At 73.6% G+C, this 16135-nt stretch carries 16 protein-coding genes; 5 read left to right on the forward strand and 11 right to left on the reverse strand.

Annotated elements, in window-relative coordinates:
- Positions 1 to 66 precede the first annotated feature (66 nt).
- A complete protein-coding gene (locus ACW14Y_RS19450; RefSeq protein ID WP_380311489.1) occupies positions 67 to 1065 on the reverse strand; it encodes a carbohydrate-binding protein in 999 nt (332 codons plus the stop codon).
- Between the two features lie 191 nt (positions 1066 to 1256).
- On the reverse strand, positions 1257 to 3101 hold the full coding sequence (locus tag ACW14Y_RS19455) for a GGDEF domain-containing protein (RefSeq protein WP_380311487.1): 1845 nt from the start codon (positions 3099 to 3101) through the stop codon (positions 1257 to 1259).
- A gap of 395 nt (positions 3102 to 3496) precedes the next feature.
- Between ACW14Y_RS19455 and ACW14Y_RS19460 the strand changes: the two genes are divergently transcribed.
- Positions 3497 to 4024 carry a flavin reductase family protein gene (locus ACW14Y_RS19460; RefSeq protein ID WP_380311485.1) on the forward strand — a complete coding sequence of 176 codons (528 nt, stop codon included), beginning with the start codon at positions 3497 to 3499 and terminating at the stop codon, positions 4022 to 4024.
- Between the two features lie 68 nt (positions 4025 to 4092).
- Here ACW14Y_RS19460 and arfB read toward each other — a convergent pair whose 3' ends face one another.
- Complete coding sequence (arfB, locus tag ACW14Y_RS19465) at positions 4093 to 4527, reverse strand: alternative ribosome rescue aminoacyl-tRNA hydrolase ArfB (RefSeq protein ID WP_266270224.1); 435 nt, start codon at positions 4525 to 4527, stop codon at positions 4093 to 4095.
- Positions 4528 to 4605: 78 nt separating this feature from the next.
- On the opposite strand from arfB, the gene ACW14Y_RS19470 reads away from it, so the two are divergent.
- Both ACW14Y_RS19470 and ACW14Y_RS19475 read left to right on the forward strand, forming a co-directional pair.
- Positions 4606 to 5094, forward strand: a complete 489-nt coding sequence (locus tag ACW14Y_RS19470) for a hypothetical protein (protein WP_045939014.1) — start codon at positions 4606 to 4608, stop codon at positions 5092 to 5094.
- A gap of 112 nt (positions 5095 to 5206) precedes the next feature.
- Complete coding sequence (locus ACW14Y_RS19475) at positions 5207 to 5782, forward strand: TerD family protein (protein ID WP_093861491.1); 576 nt, start codon at positions 5207 to 5209, stop codon at positions 5780 to 5782.
- Positions 5783 to 5979: 197 nt separating this feature from the next.
- Here ACW14Y_RS19475 and ACW14Y_RS19480 read toward each other — a convergent pair whose 3' ends face one another.
- From ACW14Y_RS19480 to ACW14Y_RS19510, 7 genes are all read right to left on the reverse strand, one after another.
- On the reverse strand, positions 5980 to 7260 hold the full coding sequence (locus tag ACW14Y_RS19480; protein WP_456987853.1) for a hypothetical protein: 1281 nt from the start codon (positions 7258 to 7260) through the stop codon (positions 5980 to 5982).
- Positions 7261 to 7382: 122 nt separating this feature from the next.
- Positions 7383 to 7877: a DUF3180 domain-containing protein gene (locus ACW14Y_RS19485; protein ID WP_380311478.1), complete on the reverse strand. Its 495-nt coding sequence runs from the start codon at positions 7875 to 7877 to the stop codon at positions 7383 to 7385.
- Between the two features lie 198 nt (positions 7878 to 8075).
- Entirely contained in the window at positions 8076 to 8675 is a 600-nt protein-coding gene (folK, locus tag ACW14Y_RS19490; protein WP_380311476.1) for a 2-amino-4-hydroxy-6-hydroxymethyldihydropteridine diphosphokinase, read from the reverse strand.
- A gap of 61 nt (positions 8676 to 8736) precedes the next feature.
- Positions 8737 to 9096 carry a dihydroneopterin aldolase gene (gene folB / locus ACW14Y_RS19495; RefSeq protein ID WP_266271750.1) on the reverse strand — a complete coding sequence of 120 codons (360 nt, stop codon included), beginning with the start codon at positions 9094 to 9096 and terminating at the stop codon, positions 8737 to 8739.
- Positions 9097 to 9353: 257 nt separating this feature from the next.
- Positions 9354 to 9836 carry a nuclear transport factor 2 family protein gene (locus ACW14Y_RS19500; RefSeq protein WP_231977725.1) on the reverse strand — a complete coding sequence of 161 codons (483 nt, stop codon included), beginning with the start codon at positions 9834 to 9836 and terminating at the stop codon, positions 9354 to 9356.
- Between the two features lie 42 nt (positions 9837 to 9878).
- On the reverse strand, positions 9879 to 10751 hold the full coding sequence (gene folP / locus ACW14Y_RS19505) for a dihydropteroate synthase (protein WP_380311474.1): 873 nt from the start codon (positions 10749 to 10751) through the stop codon (positions 9879 to 9881).
- A gap of 202 nt (positions 10752 to 10953) precedes the next feature.
- Positions 10954 to 12792: a phosphatidylglycerol lysyltransferase domain-containing protein gene (locus ACW14Y_RS19510; RefSeq protein WP_380310771.1), complete on the reverse strand. Its 1839-nt coding sequence runs from the start codon at positions 12790 to 12792 to the stop codon at positions 10954 to 10956.
- A 377-nt stretch (positions 12793 to 13169) separates the two neighbouring features.
- Here ACW14Y_RS19510 and ACW14Y_RS19515 point away from each other — a divergent pair, with 377 nt between their 5' ends.
- Together ACW14Y_RS19515 and ACW14Y_RS19520 are read left to right on the forward strand one after the other, a co-directional pair.
- Entirely contained in the window at positions 13170 to 14324 is a 1155-nt protein-coding gene (locus tag ACW14Y_RS19515) for an alpha/beta hydrolase (protein WP_380310769.1), read from the forward strand.
- 292 nt (positions 14325 to 14616) lie between these two features.
- Complete coding sequence (locus tag ACW14Y_RS19520; protein ID WP_380310768.1) at positions 14617 to 15405, forward strand: ferritin-like domain-containing protein; 789 nt, start codon at positions 14617 to 14619, stop codon at positions 15403 to 15405.
- Positions 15406 to 15447: 42 nt separating this feature from the next.
- Here the strand turns inward: ACW14Y_RS19520 and folE are convergent, their stop codons facing one another.
- Positions 15448 to 16053 (reverse strand): GTP cyclohydrolase I FolE, encoded by a 606-nt coding sequence (gene folE / locus ACW14Y_RS19525; RefSeq protein WP_093861483.1) that lies wholly within the window; start codon positions 16051 to 16053, stop codon positions 15448 to 15450.
- Between the last annotated feature and the right edge of the window lie 82 nt (positions 16054 to 16135).

Consider the following 16135-nt stretch of genomic DNA (forward strand, 5'->3'; position numbering starts at 1 on the left):
CGACGAACGGCCGTCCGCTCCCCCGCGAGGGGGGCGGACGGCCGTTCGTCACAGCGCGGGAAGGCCTCAGGAAGCGGCCTCCAGCACCACCTGGTCGACCAGGATCGTGCCGCTGCCCGCCGGCACCGAGATCACCACGGTGTTCGGGCCCGCCACCATCGGCGGCGTTATGTAGGTGTTGAACCAGGACGAGGCCGGGTCCTTGCCGGGGGAGTAGTTCTTGAAGCCCAGCCCGCCCGGCCAGTCCTTGCCGTTGACCGTCGCCGCCGCCCGCACGTCGGCGGCGGCGTTGCTGTAGTGCACGGTGAACTTGTAGGTGCCGGCCGTCGCCAGCTCACCGCTCCAGGTGATCGTCCCACCGGGGTTGAGCGTCAGATAGCTGCCGTCCGCCGACTTGGCGCCCTTGACGGTGTTGCCGGCCGGCGCGTTCTGCGCCTGCAGCTGGCTCGCGTCCACCGGGCCCAGGCCACCGGTGCCGGAGGCGGTCGCCGCCGGCGTGGCCGACGCGGAGCCGGTCGGGTTCGCGCTGCCGGTGCCGCTGCCCGGGCCGGCCGAGGCGCTGGCCGAGGCACCGCCCTTGGTGTCCTTGTCCTTGCCGGTGTCCGGGTCACCGCCGGTGAGGGCCACCGCGGCACCGATCGCGATCGCCGCGACCACGGCCACCGCGCCGATGACGGCGCCCTTGCCCCGGCCGCCGCCGCTCGGACGCTCCTCGCCCGGCTGCGGGCGGGAGTGCTCGGCGTAGCGGGTCTGCTGGGTGGGGGCGGCACCGAAGTCGCCCTGCGCCGGGTACGGCTGCTGCGGCGGCTGGGCCTGCGGGTAACCCTGCTGCGGGTAGCCGGGCTGCTGCTGGTGGGGCTGCTGCGCCCTGGGCGGCTGGCCGTACTGGGCGCGGCCGACCTCCATCGGGCGGCTGTACGAGGTGCGGGGCACACCCTGCTGCGGCTCGGCCGGCTGCCCGGAGGCGCCGTCGGCCGGACGGTAGAGGTAGCCGAACGGATCGTCGTCCTGAGGGGCGCCGCCCTCCGGGCCCTGGGGCTCCCCGCTGCTGCCGGCGGTGGTCACGGTGGTCAACTCCCCCATCGCGGTCGCGCCGCCGCACTTCCGTGCCGTCGGACGCTGATCGTGGTCGCTCGTACCCCCGGAACACTACCTGTCGTCGGCTACGCCCCGAAAAGACCCCTTGACAACCCATGGGTAGCTCGCGCCCGCCCGACCCCGGGGCCGGGCCGCCGGAGCGGTCGGAGGAACACGACCTAACCGGCCCGCCGGTGCGAGCGCTCGCCGCGGGCCCCGCGCACCGCGCCGCCCCGGGCCCGCTTCTCGTCGTACATCCGCTCGTCGGCGGTGTGCAGGACCTCCTCGATGCTCATCCCGCAGCCGGCCCAGCCGATGCCGAGGCTGACCCCGACCCGCATCGCCCGGCCGTCGATCCGCATCGGCGGGATGATCGCGTTGCGCAGCCGGTGGGAGAGGTCCTTCGCCTCGTCGCGGCCGATGCCGTCGGCCAGCACCACGAACTCGTCGCCGCCGAACCGGGCCACCGTGTCGCCGTCCCGGACGGCCCCGCTGAGCCGGCGGGCGACCTCGACCAGGACGGCGTCCCCGGCGTTGTGCCCGAACCGGTCGTTGATCGACTTGAAGCCGTCCAGGTCGCAGAAGAGCACCGCGAGCCCCTTCTCCACGGCGACCGGGGGGCTCGAACGGAACGGGCCGGTCCTGATCTCCGCGCCCGGGCCGTGGTCGGGCGGCACCACGGCGTGCACGTGGTCGCCGTAGCCGTTCGCCCCGTCCGGCACGCCGACGGACGCGGCCGCCGGGTAGCCCTCCGGAAGGCCGTAGCCGTGCGCCGGGTCCGCGCCCTCGTACCCGCCGGGCGTGCGGTGGGCGTCGCCGAACAGGTGCTCCGGGTACCCGCCGAAGCCGTCCTCGGGGCGGAGCGCGGCCGCGTACCCGGCGCCGCCGTGGCCGGGGCCCCCGGGCGGGGCCGCCTGGTGCCCGGCGGTCACCGCCTGCGGCAGGGCGCAGAGCCGGCGCCCGAGCCTGGCCTTGAGCTCGGCCCCGTTCGGCAGTCCGGTGAGCGCGTCGTGGCTGGCCCGGTGGGCGAGCTGGAGCTCGTGCCGCTTGCGGTCCTCGATGTCCTCGACGTGGGTGAGCAGGAAGCTCGGGCCCTCGGCGGCGTCGGCCACGATCGAGTTCCGCAGACAGACCCACTGGTACCCGCCGTCGCGGCGGGAGAGCCGCAGTTCCGCCCGGCCGCTCTCGGCGCTGGTGCGCTCCAGCAGCGTCCGGTCGTCGGGGTGCACGAGATCGGCGAAGCTCTGCTGGCGCAGCACCGCCCGGGGGCGGCCGAGCAGACGACAGAGCGCGTCGTTGACCCTGGTCAGCTGGCCCCGGCCGGCGCCGTGGAGTTCGGTGATGGCCATCCCGCTGGGGGCGTACTCGAAGGCCTGGCGGAAGCTCTCCTCGCTGGCCCGCAGCGCCTGCTGCTCCTTCTCCAGGCGGGCCAGCGCGCGTTGCATCTCGGCGCGCAGCCGGGCGTTGCCGATCGCGATGGAGGCCTGCAGGGAGAACATCTCCAGCGCCTCGCGGGTCCAGGCCCCGGGCCGTTTGCCGCTGCGCGGCCGGTCCACCGAGAGGACGCCGAGCAGGTCGCCGCCGGCGCTGTACATCGGGGCGAGCAGGCCGTCGGCCGGGTGCCAGTCGTTGGCGTAGACCGGCATCGCGCCGTCCCCGATCCAGCGGGGGATGTCGCTGGCCACCGCCCAGCCGCGGTCGTAGGGGAGGAAGCGCAGGGTGCCCCAGTGGTCGCTGACGCCGAGCAGCCGGTCCCAGGACTCGCGGGAGCCGACCTGGCCGAGCAGTACGGAGGGGCCGCCCATGGCGCTCTCCTCCAGCTCCCAGACGGCCGCCACCACCAGGTCGCCGTCGGGCCGGACCAGGCTGACCGCGGCGGCGTCGAATCCGAGCCCGTGCACGGCGCCCTCGACCACGGCCTGCAGCGTTCCCGCCAGGCTGCGGGCAGCGTTGAGGTCCGCCACGACCCGGTGCAAGGTGCGGAGGGTCGCGAGACGGACATAAGGCTCCGACTCGGCTTCCATGCGGGGGCTCCCCGGCTGCTTCGGATAGGTCTTGATTGGTTATCGTCCGATTGCCAGAAGAACTGAATCACAGGGAGCACAGCGTTCGGCACGCTCGGTCAGCAATAGGTCAGCACTTGTGACTTAAATCACACGACGCTAATGCACCCTTAATCGGTTCATCTGCCCCATAACGGGACAAAAAGCCTCATCGGCACATTTCCGGTGGTCGGTCGTACCGGCCCCGAGCTGTAGCCGACTGACCGCCGGGCAGGCCCTCCCCTTCACTCCTGGGAGTGAGGCCGGGCGCGAACCGTAACCTTCCCGGGGCCCGGACGGACCGAGCCGCGCTGCGTCGCTGGTCCTACGACCAGGGCCCGATGTCGTTTCCCCCGGTCGCGGGCTAGCGTGCCTACGTGTACCCGTCCCCGCAGCCCGAAGCTGCCTCCCAAGCGACCCCCGACGAGTTCCGGGCGGCGCTCTCCCAGCTCGCCTCCGGTGTCAGCCTGGTGACCGTCCACGACCCGGACGACGGCGAGGACGTCGGCATGACCGCGACGTCCTTCCTGTCCGTGTCGCTGGAGCCGCCGCTGGTCCTGATCTCCGTCCGCGAGGACTCCCGGATGGACGAGGTGCTCTCCCGGGCCGGGACCTGGGCGGTCTCGCTGCTGTCCGAGGAGCAGAAGGCGCTCGGCTCGCGGTTCGCCATGAAGGGCCGGCTCAGCGACCGGCTGCTGTTCGCCGACGCCCCGCACCACCGCGGCACCCACAGCGGAGCCCCGCTGATCAGCGGCGCGCTCGCCACCGTCGAGTGCCGCACCGAGCAGCGGATGCCCGCCGGCGACCACACCCTGCTGCTCGGCCGGGTCCTGGAGGCCCGGGTGCCCGACCCCGGCGGCCGCCCGCTGCTGTACTTCCGCGGCGGCTACCGCTCCCTCGGCTGACCCCGGCACCGCCGGACCCGCCGGGTGCCGCTGGGCACCGCCGTCGGACCCGCCGGGAACTGCCGCCGCTACTCCCCGCCGCGCGGGGAGCGCCGCCCCTGCTTCAGCTCGGAGCGGTGCTTCTTGTTGGTGAGCCGCCGCTCGACCATGCCCCGGCTGGGCCTGGTCGCCCGGCGCGCCTTCGGCGGCGGGGCGGTCGCCTCGCCGAGCAGCGAGGCCAGCCGGGCCGCGGCGACCTCCCGGTTGCGCCACTGCGAACGGTGCTCGGAGGCCCGGACCACCAGCACCCGGCCGTCCACCAGCCGGCCGGCCAGCCGCTCCAGGGCGCGCTCCTTCCACACCTCGGGCAGCGCCGCGGAGGCGGCCACGTCGTAGCGGAGCTCGACCTGGGTGTCGGAGGTGTTGACGTGCTGGCCACCGGGGCCGGAGGAACGCGAGAAGCGCCAGACGAGCTCGGCGTCGGGGACGACCACCGACCCCCGTACGCGGATGGGCTCAGGCATGGGCCCATCATCCCGCGCCGGACCACGCCGGGTCACCCGGTTATCCGGCCGTCCCCCGCCAACCCCGACAATGTCCCTGTGATCGAGCTCGGCTACTCCCTCTCCAACCGTTTCCCCGACCCCCCGCAGACCGACTACCGGTCCGCCGGCGTGCGCGAGCTGCGGTACGACCTGTTCTGCGGCGACGTCCACGTCGAGGACGAGGAATCCGACCTGTCCACAGCCTGGGGATGGGTCCCGGTGCTGGACTTCGCCTGGGCCCTGTGCGACATCGTCGAGGAACTCGACCGCGACCCGGACGGCGGCCGCGCCGCCCGGGTGCAGACCGCCGACCTCGACTTCACCCAGAACACCCATCTGCTGCGGTTCGCCCGCCGCTTCAACTGGGTCGAGGTCACCGCCACCTGGCTGCCGGACGAGCCGCCGGTCGTGGTCCGCCACGGCGATCTGCGCCGCGAGGCCAGGGATTTCCTCCAGGACACTCTCGCCGACCTCTTCGACATGCACCCGGATCTCGCCGACAATCCGGTTGTCTGGGAACTCCAGGGCAGGTTCCGGCGCGTCTGACGGGGAATACCCGGAACCGTGCCGGCGGCGGAAAAGAACCGGCCGCGCGGAACCATCCCTCGCGGTTCCCGCGTTATCCCCGGCAACAGCAATCGAAGGGACAGCACACACCATGCCAGTGAGCCTCTCCAAGGGTGGCAACGTCTCGCTGACCAAGGAGGCCCCCGGCCTGACCGCGGTCACCGTCGGCCTCGGCTGGGACGTCCGCACCACGACCGGTGCCGAGTTCGACCTGGACGCCAGCGCCATCGTGCTGAACGCGGACGGAAAGGTGCTGTCCAACAGCCACTTCGTCTTCTTCAACAACACCAGCACCCCGGACAACACGGTCGTCCACACCGGTGACAACCGCACCGGCGAGGGCGCCGGCGACGACGAGGCGATCAACGTCAACCTCGCCACGCTGCCGGCCGAGGCCACCAAGATCACCTTCCCGGTCTCGATCTACGACGCCGTCGCCCGGTCGCAGAACTTCGGCCAGGTCCGCAACGCCTACATCCGCGTGGTGAACGCGGCCGGCGGCGCCGAGATCGCCCGCTACGACCTCTCCGAGGACGCCGCGACCGAGACCGCCATGATCTTCGGCGAGCTCTACCGCAACGGCGCCGAGTGGAAGTTCCGCGCGGTCGGCCAGGGCTACGCCTCCGGCCTGGCCGGCATCGCCCAGGACTTCGGCGTCCAGCTCTGACGCTCCGCCCCCGCGGTGCCTCCCGGCGCCCGTCCCGCCACCCGGCGGGGCGGGCGCCGCGTCGTTCCCGGCGTCCCCGGCCGCCCTCGGCCCCCGAAGGCACCGGACCCTGAGCACCGGGCCCGGAACGACGGAGCGGCGCGGGCGGACGGAGAACCGTCCACCCGCGCCGCTCGGCACCGGCCGCTCGCGCCGCCTCAGCGGGAGGCGCGGAGCTCCGGCACCTCGATCTGCTCGGTCTCGTCGTGCGGGGTCAGGTCGACCACCTCGGGCGTCCCCGTCCGGCCGACCCGGGGCAGCACCTGGGTCCGCTCCTCGGCGTCCTCCGGAGCCCCGCCCGCCACCGGCGCCGCGTCCTGCGCCCGGGCCTCGGCCTCGGCCTGAGCCTGGGTCTGGGCCTGTATCTGAGCCTGGGCCTGGGCCTGCGCCTGGGCGGCGACCACCTCGTCCCCCACCACGTCCGCGAGGTCGGCCCGGTCGCCGAGCTCCGCGACACTGCCCACCACCGGCGTCGGAGCGGCCGGCCGGGCGCCGGCACCGGCCCCCCGGCCGAAGAAACTGAAGCCCTGGGGCCGCGCGGCCGCGGGCACCGTCGGCCGGGGCCGCTGCCGCTCGGCCGGCCGCACCGGCTGCGCCGAGGGCGCCCCGCCGAGCTGCCCCACGGTCGCCGTCAGCACCGGCCGGACCGGCGCCGCGGGAACCGGCGTGGCCGCACCGGAGGCGGAGTGCGCGGACGGCGCCGTGCCGGGCGCGGGCACCCCGGGAGCGACCGGAGCCGGCACCACCGGCGCCACGCGCTCGGGCTTCGCCCCGGACACCGGCGCGGACGTCGTCGCGGGCGCCGTACGGGCCCGCAGCGCGACCTCCGCACCCGCCGCGCGCTCCCGCTCGGCGGCCCGCTCGGCCTCCCGCAGGGCGTCCCGCTCCCGCTGCGCCTCCGCCTGCGCCGCCCGCCGCTCCAGCTGCCGCAGCACGGCCCCGGCCCGGACGAAGGCGGCCGGACTGGCCGGGTACTGGGGGCGGCTCGCGGCAAGGGCGCGCTGGGCCGCCTCGGCCTCCTTGAGCGCCTGCGCGGCGACCGCCACGGCCCGCTCCTTGAGCAGCCGGGCGATCTCCGTCTCGGCCTTCGCCAGCCGGGACTTCTCGGCGGTCAGCCGCCGCCCGAACCTGGTCGCCCGCTCCTCGGCCACCTCGGCCGCGTACTCCGCCTCGGCGAGCTGCTCCTCGAACCGCTCCTCGGCCCGCAGCCGCTGCGCCACGGAGACCTCGGCCGCCGCCCGGGCGGCCCGGTCGCGCTGCCGCAGCAGCACGGCGAAGCCGAGCGTCGCGAGCACCGCGGCGGCACCCACCGAGCGCACCAGCACGGTGTCCTGACTGAACAGCAGCGCTCCCAGCGCGGCGACGAGGAGCACGCCGGCGGCGGTGGGGGGGAAGACCCGGCCGAGGACGGAGGAATGACGGTGGCGTCCGCGAGACATGCCAAGAAACTAGCGTGCGAATTGGGGCCGTGTCAGCCCAGGGTCGGCTTCGGCCCTTGACACCGGGCCGGACCGGCCGGACACGCCCGGGAAATCACTCGGGCCCACCGGAACGGGGTCGGTCAGTGGTGGGTGGCCGCGGGCCCGTGCCCGCCCGGGTCGTCGTGGTTCTCCGGCAGCCGGCAGATGTGCTGCAGCCAGAGCGCCGCCGCGATCACGGCCACGCCCGCCAGCACCGCGAGCCCGGCGGTGATCGCCTGGTCCTTGCGGGCCGGCACGTCGAGTTCGCCCAGCAGCTGGATCCCGGCGCCCGCGTAGATCCCGGTGACCACCGCCGAGACCAGCGCGCTGGCCTGGGCGAGCACCACCGCGCGGGCCGCGCCCAGCGGGTCCACCCGCTTCGCGCCGGGCTGCCGCTCGCGCGCCGCCTTCAGCCGCGAGCGCAGCGAGAGCGCGGTCGCCAGCAGGATCACCGCCACCGCGGCCAGCACCACCGGCGCCGCGCCCGGCACCGCGGGCAGCGTGTCCAGGGAGGCCCAGAGCTTGGCACCGGCCCAGGACAGCACCGCCGTGACGACGGTGATGCCGACCAGCAGACGGAGGCGGAGCAGCTTCACTCGGACGGGGTCCTTTCCCGGGCGACGGGCGAGGGGCGACGGACGACGGAGCCGCCCGCCCCGGGGCTCCGGTGCGGCGGCGTCAGGCCACCGTACCGGGCCCGGCCCGGAGGGGTCCCCGGACCGGGGCCGACACCATGGGTACGCCCGACGGCCCCGCGTGAGTTCCCCGGCCCGCCCGGCCGGGAAGGCGCGGACCTACTCCGGCAGGGTCAGCCGGATGTCCTCACGGCGCCGGACACCCTGGGCGTCCGGACCACCGAGGGCCGCCAGCAGCTCGCCGACCGGCCCGTGCCCGGGCACCTCGGCCTCCGGCTGGGCGTCCAGCCACGGTGCCAGCACGAAGGCGCGCTCGTGCGAGCGCGGGTGCGGCAGCAGCAGCTCCGGGTCCTCGCTGAGGACGCCCTCGTAGGCCAGGATGTCGACGTCCAGGGTGCGCGGGCCCCAGTGGACGGTGCGGACCCGGCCGAAGGCGTCCTCGATCGCGTTGCCGCGCTCCAGCAGGTCGCGGGGCGGCAGCGTGGTGCGGAGCACGACCACCGCGTTGTAGTACGCGGGCTGCTCCGAGGGGCCCCCCACGGCGTCCGTCTCGTACACGGCGGAGACGGCCTTGATCTTCAGCCCGGGCGTGTCCGCGAGGGCGTCCACGGCCCCCTGGAGGGTGTCCAGGCGGTTGCCGAGGTTGGAGCCGAGGGCGATCACGGCGCAGCGCTGGCTGTGCAGGGTGGTGTCGGCCGAGTCGACCCGCTGCTCCAGGTCGAAGGTGCTCGGCGCGGCGGTCGGGTCACTGGTGGTCATCGCACTTCCCCTAGGGCTGAGACGGGCCGCGCTGCGGCGGACACCGGACACGCGGTACAGATCACCCGCGGGCCCGGTGGATGGTCACGGTCACGTCGTCGAACGGCACGGTGATCGGCGCGTCCGGCTTGTGCACGGTCACCTCGACCTCCTGCACCGGCTCGTGCTTCAGGCACTGGTCCGCGATCCGCTGGGCCAGGGTCTCGATCAGCTCGACCGGCTCGCCGGCGATGATCGCGGTGACCTCCTCGGCCACGATGCCGTAGTGCGCCGTGCGGGTCAGGTCGTCGCCGGCGGCGGCGGGACGGGTGTCCAGGAACAGCACCAGGTCGACCGAGAAGGTCTGGCCCTCGGCCCGCTCACGTTCGAAAACACCGTGGTGGCCGCGGGCACGCAGGCCCCGCAGAGTGACGCGGTCCAGCAAACGAATCACTGCTCCAAGTCGGACGGGCCCCACCCGGACGAGAACGGCGGGCAGGGCGGAGACGGGCGTCGCGCCCGCCGCTGACCTTTTTGAATCTACCCGCGCGCGCCGACAACACCCGACCGTCCTACCCGGCACGAACCGTCGTCACGCACGCCGTATCGGCGATTGACGTGAACGTTCGGTGACCTGCCGGGAATTCCCCGGCCACCGGCCGGGGCCGTTTTCCCCGGATTTCCGGGCGGATCCCGGAATCAGTCCTCGTCGTCCTCGTCGGCGCTGGTCAGAACGGGTGAACCGTGGTGCGACCACAGTTTCCACCCGGCCGGAGTGCGCCGGAAGAGATTGGTCGACACGACCTTTCCGCCGACCAGCGGACCGAGCTCGCCCTCCTCCTCCGCCTCGCCGCCGGAAAGGATGTTCTCGGTGCACGTGACAAGGGCCACATCGCCCTGCACCTCCGCCTCCTCGTCGGTGAGGATGAACTGGATGTACTCGGTGTTCGCCATGATCAGCATGTAGGAGCGGGTCACCTGGGCCCGCCCGCGCAGCACCGGCCACCCCGGGTGGACGCAGACGACGCCCCCCTTGTCGTCCGCCTCGCCCGCGCCGAGCCAGGCGTCCTCCACCGCCTCCTGGTCGCCGTTCTCCAGCGCCTCGTAGAGCGCGCGGTTGGCCTCCAGGGCCGCCTCGCGGTCCGCCTCGATGGACCGTCGGCCCGCTGTCTCCCCGCTCAACCTGCCGTCACCTGCCATGACCCTCCCGTCTTCGCCAAGCGCTCACTCCTGCCGGGCCGCGCGCTGCCAGGCCGCGACCACGCGGACGGCATCCGCCGTCCCGGACACGTCGTGCACCCGCACCGCCCAGGCCCCGGCCCCCGCCGACAGCACCGACACCGCGGCAGTGGCGTCGTCGCGCTCCCGGGCCGGGCGCAGCTCCCCGGTTTCCGGGTCGGCCAGCAGCGTACCCAGGAACCGCTTGCGCGATGCGGCGACCAGGACGGGACGGCGGAGCGCGGTGAGGGCGTCGAGCCGGCCGAGCAGCGCCCAGTTGTGCTCGGCGGTCTTCGCGAAGCCGAGCCCCGGGTCGAGGATCAGCTGCCGCTCGTCGACCCCGTCGGCGACCAGCGCGTCCACCCGGGCGGTGAGTTCGCCGACCACGTCGGCGACCACGTCGCCGTAGACGGCCAGCCGGTCCATGTCGGCGGACTGCCCGCGCCAGTGCATCACCACGAAGGGCACTCCGGTCGCGGCCACCACCCGGGCCATCGCGGGGTCGGCCAGCCCCCCGGAGACGTCGTTGACGAGCAGCGCGCCGGCCTCCACCGCCCGCTCGGCGACCGAGGCCCGCATGGTGTCGACGGAGACCGCGACCCCGGCGGCGGCCAGTTCCCGCACCACCGGGACGACCCGGCGCAGTTCCTCCTCCTCCGGCACCCGCTGCGACCCCGGCCGGGTGGACTCGCCGCCCACGTCGACCAGGTCGGCGCCCCGGGCGCGCAGCGCGAGGCCGTGGGCGATCGCCTTGGCGGGGTCGTGCCACAGGCCGCCGTCCGAGAAGGAGTCCGGGGTCACGTTGACCACGCCCATGACCGCGCAGCGGTCCAGCCGCGGCAGTCCGGAGGGCAGCGAGTAGGGCACCGAATTGCTCATGCCCCCATTATCCGGTGGCCCGGTCCGGGCCACCCGGCACCCGCCCCTCCCCCGGCCCGCGCCCTCCGCCGGACCCGGCCCGCACCCTCCCCCGGGGCCCGGACCGCACCCGTCCCGGGCCCCGGCCGCCGCTGTCCCGGACAACGGGCCGGCCCCCGCCGAGGAGCGTCCTCGACGGGGGCCGGCGGGCCGTGCGCCCGGCTCAGGCGGCCTCGGTGACCTCCGGCCTGGCCCCCGCCGGCTGCAGCCCCTGGCGCCGCGGCTTGCGGCCGAAGCTCGGCATGCCGAGGGTGATGAAGGCCTCCGCCTGCATCGCCGCGAAGCCGATCCTGGGCAGGTCCCTGGTGTTCGGGAAGACCAGGAAGCGCGGCTCCCACTCCGGCTGGAACTTCGCATTGAACTTGTACAGCGACTCGATCTGGAACCAGCGCGACAGGAACACCAGCAGCCCGCGCCAGGCGCGCAGCACCGGTCCCGCGCCGATCCGCTCGCCGCGCGCGAGCGCCGAGCGGAACATCGCGAAGTTCAGCGACACCCGGCGCACCCCCATCGCCGGGACGGCCTGCAGCGCGGCCACGATCAGCAGCTCGTTCAGGCCCGGGTCGGCCGCCCGGTCACGGCGCATCAGCTCCAGCGAGATGCCGTCCTCGCCCCAGGGCACGAAGTGCAGCACCGCCTTGAGGTCGTCGCCGCTCTCGCCCTCCTCCGGCGCCTTGTGGGCGGTGACCACCACGCAGGCGTCGTCGCCCGGCTCGCCGAACCGGCCGAGGGCCATCGAGAAGCCGCGCTCGGTGTCGGTGCCGCGCCAGCGGGCCGCCGCGTCGGCGATCCGCTGCCGCTCCTCCCAGCCGAGCTCGGAGACCCGGCGGACCTGGCAGGAGTAGCCGTTGCGCTCGATCCGCTTGACCATCTGGCGGACGTTGCGCATGGCCCGGCCGGCGAGCGAGAAGGACGCGGTGTCGACGATCGCCTCGTCACCCAGCTCCAGCGCGTCCAGCCCCGCCTCCCGGGTCCAGACCTCGCCGCCGACCTCGCTGCAGCCCATCACGGCCGGCACCCAGGCGTGCTCGCGGGCCTCGGCCATGAACACCTTGATCGCGCCCGGCCAGGCCTCGACGTCGCCGACCGGGTCGCCGGAGGCCAGCATCACGCCGGACACCACCCGGTAGGAGATCGCCGCCTTGCCGGTGGGCGAGAACAGCACGCTCTTGTCCCGGCGCAGCGCGAAGTAGCCGAGCGAGTCCCGCTCGCCGTGCCGGTCCAGCAGCGCCCGGACCCGCACCTCGTCCTCGGCGGTCAGCTCCGGCTTCGGCTTCTCCGGCCGCAGCGCGAGATAGGTGGTGGTGAAGGCGGTGATCAGACCCATCGCGCCGAGCAGGTACCCGACCAGGTCCTCCATCCGGTCCGAGTTGTAGTGCACCGGTCCCTCGAAGCCGAACAGCCCGTACAGGACGTGCTCCAGCCGCTGGTCCAGGCCCGGGTGCCCCAGCTCGTACTTGGTCCGGGTGCTGACGATCAGCAGACCGATCAGCACGCTCACGGCGCCCAGGACGACCAGGTTGACCACCGCGCGCCAGCGGGTGCGCGGGTCGGCCTTGGCGTAGAACTCGCGCCGGTGGACCAGCATGACCACGAACAGCACCATCGAGATGACCGCCGGGCCGAGCTGGTGCCAGCGCAGCAGGTGCAGCGCGGCGCCCACCGGCAGCAGCACGCACACCACCCGCCAGGCGCGCCGCTTGCGCCGGCGCAGCGCGTGCGCGAGCAGCACCAGGAGCAGGCCGATCATCAGGGTGCCGGCCGCGGCCAGCGTCGTGGTGCCGCCCGGCAGCTGCCCGGCGAAGGTGTGCACCTTGGTGTGCCGGAGCTTGGGGAACACCGCGCTGGCGATGTCGACCAGTCCGATCAGCAGACAGGCGTAGCCGACCGCACCCGGGAGCCAGGCCCTCGGAACGGCGGCCGCTTGGGTACGAAGCGTCTGCAGGCCGCGACGGCGCTGCGGCTGCTCGGGGCTCGGCTCAACGGACACGGGAACGCTCATGGGGGTTCAGCGTAGAGGCTGTCGCGGGGTGTCCGGTCACTCCGGGGTGGGAGCCGTGATGGACCTTCATGCGTTTTCCTTCATCTGGCAAGACGCACACCAAGGAACCGGCAACGAAGGGTAAACCGGCGCCCCGGGGGCGCTGCTAATTGAGCCGAGGGGTGGGTCCCGGGGGCCCCTCGCCGCGTGGCGCGACGAGCCCCCGCGTACGTGCTACGTACGGTGGACGCCGCATTTTAGGGCGTCGGTTGCGCGCGAGCGCCACCGGGATCCCGACCCGTCCCGGCGTCCGGACAGCCTAGCCGCGGTGGCCCGGGCTGACGCACCGCCAGACGATGAAACCTGCACTGTCAGTGTCCCACCGGAAGGCCGACAGCATGGAACTGACCAGCGACGCGCTGATGAACTCGCTGCTTGCCCTGGGTTCGTCCGCGCTCGTGATCACGCTGTGGCTGTGGCCGAGGCTGGCCAGGCAGCGTCCACTCCCGGTGCTCGGCCGGGTCGGCCTGTTGACGGTGACTCAGATCGTGCTGGTGTCGGTGCTGGCGCTCAGCGTGAACAACTCTTTCGGGTTCTACACCTCCTGGGACGACCTGCTCGGCTCGGGAGGCACCAAGCTCGCGCTCACCAGCAACGAGAACCGCAAGGGCGGCGCGCCGGTCGGCGACGCGCTGGTCCAGCCGACCGAGGAGGGCGGACTGGAGACGGTCGGGGACCTTCCCAAGGGGCCGCCCGAGGAGGTCGGCAGGGTCGAGTCGGTCCGGGTCACCGGCAAGGAGACCGGACTGTCCGACCAGATGTTCGTCTACCTGCCGCCGGAGTACTTCGACCCCAAGCTCGCCCTGACCCGGTTCCCGGTGATGCTGGCGATCGCCGGCTACCCGGGCATCACGGTCAACCTGATGAAGGAGCTGCCGGTCGTCCAGCAGGCGGTGGAGCTCCAGCGGACCGGGAAGATGCAGCCGACCATCGTGGTGCTCTCCCGCCCGACCCTCACCCCGCCCCGGAACACCGAGTGCGTGGACGTCGTCGGCGGGCCCCGCACCGAGACCTGGTTCACCAAGGACGTCCCCGAGGCGCTGCACTCCGCCTACCGGATCGGCCGCTCCCCCGCCTCCTGGGCCGTCTTCGGCTACTCGACCGGCGGCAGCTGCGCGCTGCGCCTGGGGATGCGCTTCCCGAACGTGTTCGGCGCCACGGCCGGACTGCACGGCGACGTGAAGGTGGTCGAGGACCAGTTCACCGGCGGCAGCCTGTTCGGCGGGGACCGGACGCTGGCCGAGCAGAGCGACCTCGTCTGGCGGCTGCAGAACCTGCCCGCCCCGCCGCTGTCGATGCTGGTGGTCACCACCCGCAAGGAGGCCGACTACCCGCAGACGGTGCAGTTCGTCGAGCAGGCCCAGCAGCTGTCCGCCACCAACCCGCAGTTCCAGGTGGAGTCGATGTACCTGGACGACGGCGGCCACAACTTCGAGAGCTGGATCCGCGAGCTGCCGGCCACCCTGGAGTGGGTGGGCAACCACCTCGGCTAGGTCCTCTCTTTCGGATCACGTCGGACGAGCGGGCGTTGTTGGAGTGCGTGCCTCGGCGGTGCGGAGGAGGGAGTCCATGCGGAGCATCGGCGACCGACGACAAGCCGTCGAGGTGCGTGCTCCGGCGGCGACCGCCTGGCGTGATCCGAAAGAGAGGGCCTAGGGCGCGCCGCTAGGACACCTGAGTGATTACCGGCGGGTCGGGCGCAGCGCGCGCCGCCGCGGGGGACGTATCGCGACCGCCCCGGCCGACCGACGGCCGGTGCGGTCCCGGATCCGGGCAGGAGGCCCCATGCTCAGCACCCGATCGCTCTTCGAGGCGATCTACCGGAACGACGAGGCCTACCAGTTGTTCTGCAGCATCGCCGCCGGCGGCGAGGACCAGGGCGGCTGGGAGAACGAGCGGATCACCGAACTCACCCGTGACCCGGTCCTCGCCCCGAAGATCGCCCGGCACGGCGCCGACGAGCGCAAGCACGGCCGGATCTTCACCCAGCTGCTGCACAAGCGCGGCCTGCCCAGGGTCGACGTCCCCGCCGAGGCCGACTACTGCATGCTGCTGGAGCGGCAGGGCGTCGGCCTCGCCCACGAGCGGCTCACGACCGACGTCCCGCTGACCGAGCGCGAGATCATCACCTATCTGGCGCACAGCCGGGTGACCGAGCAGCGCGCGGCCGAGCAGATGCGCCAGCTGGTGAAGGTGTACGGGGACAACCCGGACCTCGGCCGGGCGATGCGGATGATCTCGGCGGACGAGGACAACCACCTCGCGTACTGCCACGAGGAGCTGCTGCGGCTGTCCGCGGCGGGCCACGGGCCGTACATCCGGCACGTCCTGGAGACCTGTGCCCGGGGCGAGATCCGCACCCACCGGGACGTCGGGCTGGCGGTGACGTCCCGGATGGCCCGGATCCTCGCCTGGCCGCGCTGGCAGCTGGCCGTGGTCACGGCCGGCCTGCACGCGCTGTACCTCTACGACCTGCTGTACGGCTGGCGGCGGATGGTGCGGCTGCGGATGCCCGCCCGGCGCGACGCGCTGGGCACCCCGGCCCCGCCGCACTCCGGGCCCGAGCCGCTCTGAGCGGCCCCGCCCGGCCGCCCGTACGGGGCCGTCGCGACCCGGTCAGCGCCCGATGATGAGGCTCATCGCCTCGGCCCGGGTGGCCGGGTCGCGCAGCTGTCCGCGCACGCAGGAGGTGATGGTCTTGGCCCCGGGCTTGCGGATGCCGCGCATCGACATGCACATGTGCTCGCACTCCACGACCACGATCGCGCCGCGCGGCTCCAGGATCCGCATCAGCGCGTCGGCGACCTGGCTGGTGAGCCGCTCCTGCACCTGCGGCCGCCGGGCGTAGACGTCGACCAGCCGGGCCAGCTTGGACAGGCCGGTGATCTTGCCGCTGGGGGACGGGATGTACCCGACGTGCGCGACACCCCGGAACGGCACCAGGTGGTGCTCGCAGACGGAGGTCAGCTCGATGTCCTTGACCAGCACCATCTCGTCGTGGCCGAGGTCGAAGGTGGTGGTCAGGACGTCCTCGGGCTCCTGCCAGAGGCCCGCGAATATCTCCTTGTAGGCCCGCGCCACCCGGGCGGGGGTCTCCAGCAGGCCCTCACGGTCCGGGTCCTCACCGACCGCGAGCAGGAGTTCACGGATCGCGTTCTCGGCCCGCTTCTGGTCGAACGTGCCGACGGCGGGCGGACCGTCGAGCGTCACCGGGTCGATCATGCGGGCCTCGCTAACTCGTTGGCGAACATGGGTTGAACAGCACGGATGCCGCGCCTCCAGGGTACAAACCCCGGTGACGCGG

The organism is Kitasatospora sp. cg17-2, assembly GCF_054031055.1.